Genomic DNA, 1937 nt, shown 5'->3' on the forward strand with positions numbered 1-1937 from the left:
TCGAGGACATCGGCTTCGGCCTGTGGTTCATGTATCTGACCGGCGCACTGGAACTGCTCGGAGCCATCGCCCTCCTCACGCCCTGGCTCTCGGGGCCCGCGGCGCTCGGCCTGATGGGGGTGATGGCGGGCGCCTGCCTGACGCACCTGACCCTCTACGACGGCCGCGGTGTTTCCACCCCCGCCCTCATCCTGATCCCGCTCGCCCTCGTCGTCTGGGGCCGGTGGGGCACCATAGGGCGGCTGCTCAGCAGGGTGCGGCGCCGGTAAGCCAGCACGGCGGGACGGCAGCGCTCAAGGCCGGTACGTATACGGAGTCGTGGTCGACAGGGCGGTGAAGCCGAGGCGGTGGAGGATCGGGCGGCTGTCGCTGGAGGCGTCCACCTGGAGGTAGCGGAAGCCGCGCTCGGCGGCGATGCGGGCGCGGTAGGCGACCAGCGCACGGTAGATGCCCCGGCCGCGCCACTCCTCCACAGTGCCGCCGCCCCAGAGTCCGGCGAACCGCGTGCCCGGGTGCAGCTCCAGCCGCGCCGCGCACACCGGCTTTTCGCCGGCCATCGCGAGGACGACCACGACCGTGTCCGGGGCGTCGGCGAGTTGGGCGAGCAGTTGATGCCGGATCCGCGGGTCTTCCGCGCCGAACGCCCGCTCGTGTACGTACCCGACGAGCTCCACATCCGCCGGGCCGGTCACGTGGCGCAGCCGCACGCCCTCGGGCAGGACGGCACCGGTGGACACCTCCCGCACCTCGGCGACCATCACCGCCTCCTCGGGCTCAGGCACGAACCCGGCCGCCCGCAGCCGCACCGCCAGGTCCGCGGGCTCGTCGTGTGCGTAGAGCTTCCACTCGAACTCGCGCCCCTGCGCGGTGAAGTGCCGGACCTGCGCGGCGATCGCCGCGTCCGCGGTGCGCTCGTCGAGGCCGGACCACACCACGCCGGTCCAGCCATGCCAGCCGGAATCCGCGCCGACCTGGCGCACCACACCCCCTGTTCGCTCGACCCGGGCGCCCGGCCCGTCGGCGGCCACGTTCTCGCGCATCTCGCGGTCGAATACCGCCAGCACCGCATCACTGTTCTTCATCGCTGAAGCTCAGCACCGGCGGACGCACCCGGCAACGGGATTTCCCGCGCCCGGCGCCTCGTGCGCACTTATGCCTCTGCCGAGTCCCCTTCATAGGCCGACAGGGCCGCTTGGCGGCGGTCGAAGAGGGAGCGGAGTGCCTGGTGGATGGCTTCGCTGCTGAGGCGGGCCCGGCCGTCGTGGTGGAAGCCTCCCGCCTGGACCAGACGGGCCTCGTCCTCCAGCGCGGCCCACGCCCGCCGGGCGCGCTTGTTGGCCGTACGGCGTACGTCGCTCCGCAGGAAACCCGCACCCGCCGAGAAGCCGGCCGCTAGGAGGGCCAGCACCGCCGCGGGGACGCGGGCCTCCGCGAACGCCAGGCCGGCGGCTCCGGAGACTCCGGCGAGCAGGGCGGCGGGGAAGCCCATGGCGATGTCGGTGAAGGCCCAGAACCGCGCTCTGCGGTCAGCGACACGCCTCTGATGCACTGCTTCCTCCCGTAACCGCTCGACTTCGGCCTCGAAGAGCGTCACCCGCTCCTCGGACCGGTCGTCATCGTCTCGGCGGTCGGGGTCGACCGGGGAAGTGACCATGCGTCAGAGCCTTCCAGAACCGGCGGGTCCATGACACCGCGCCAGTCCACTACTGGAGGACCGCGATGCCGTCGAGTTCCACCAAGGCGGCCTCGTCCCACAGCCGGACCACGCCGATCACCGCCATGGCCGGGTAGTCGCGGCCCGCGTGGCGCCGCCACAGGCGGCCCAACTCGCGGGCGCAGTCGCGGTAGGCCGGTACGTCGGTGGCGTAGACGGTGACGCGGGTGAGGTCGGCGGGGGTGCCGCCGGCGGCGGCGAGAGCGGCGAGCAGGTTGGTCAG

Annotated in this window: 4 protein-coding genes; 1 reads left to right on the forward strand and 3 read right to left on the reverse strand. The window is 72.7% G+C overall.

The genetic code is table 11. The annotated features are described in order from the left end of the window. On the forward strand, positions 1-269 hold a 269-nt coding region (locus ACRDP3_RS12105; RefSeq protein WP_431516903.1), incomplete at its 5' end, for a DoxX family protein. 24 nt (positions 270-293) lie between these two features. Here ACRDP3_RS12105 and ACRDP3_RS12110 read toward each other — a convergent pair. The 3 genes from ACRDP3_RS12110 to ACRDP3_RS12120 all read right to left on the reverse strand — a co-directional run. Next, positions 294-1082, reverse strand: a complete 789-nt coding sequence (locus ACRDP3_RS12110) for a GNAT family N-acetyltransferase (RefSeq protein ID WP_431516904.1) — start codon at positions 1080-1082, stop codon at positions 294-296. 68 nt (positions 1083-1150) lie between these two features. Beyond that, a complete protein-coding gene (locus tag ACRDP3_RS12115; protein WP_431516905.1) occupies positions 1151-1654 on the reverse strand; it encodes a hypothetical protein in 504 nt (167 codons plus the stop codon). 49 nt (positions 1655-1703) lie between these two features. Next, on the reverse strand, positions 1704-1937 hold a 234-nt coding region (locus ACRDP3_RS12120), incomplete at its 5' end, for a RidA family protein (protein WP_431516906.1).

The organism is Streptomyces sp. (assembly GCF_050698815.1).
Lineage (GTDB): Bacteria > Actinomycetota > Actinomycetes > Streptomycetales > Streptomycetaceae > Streptomyces.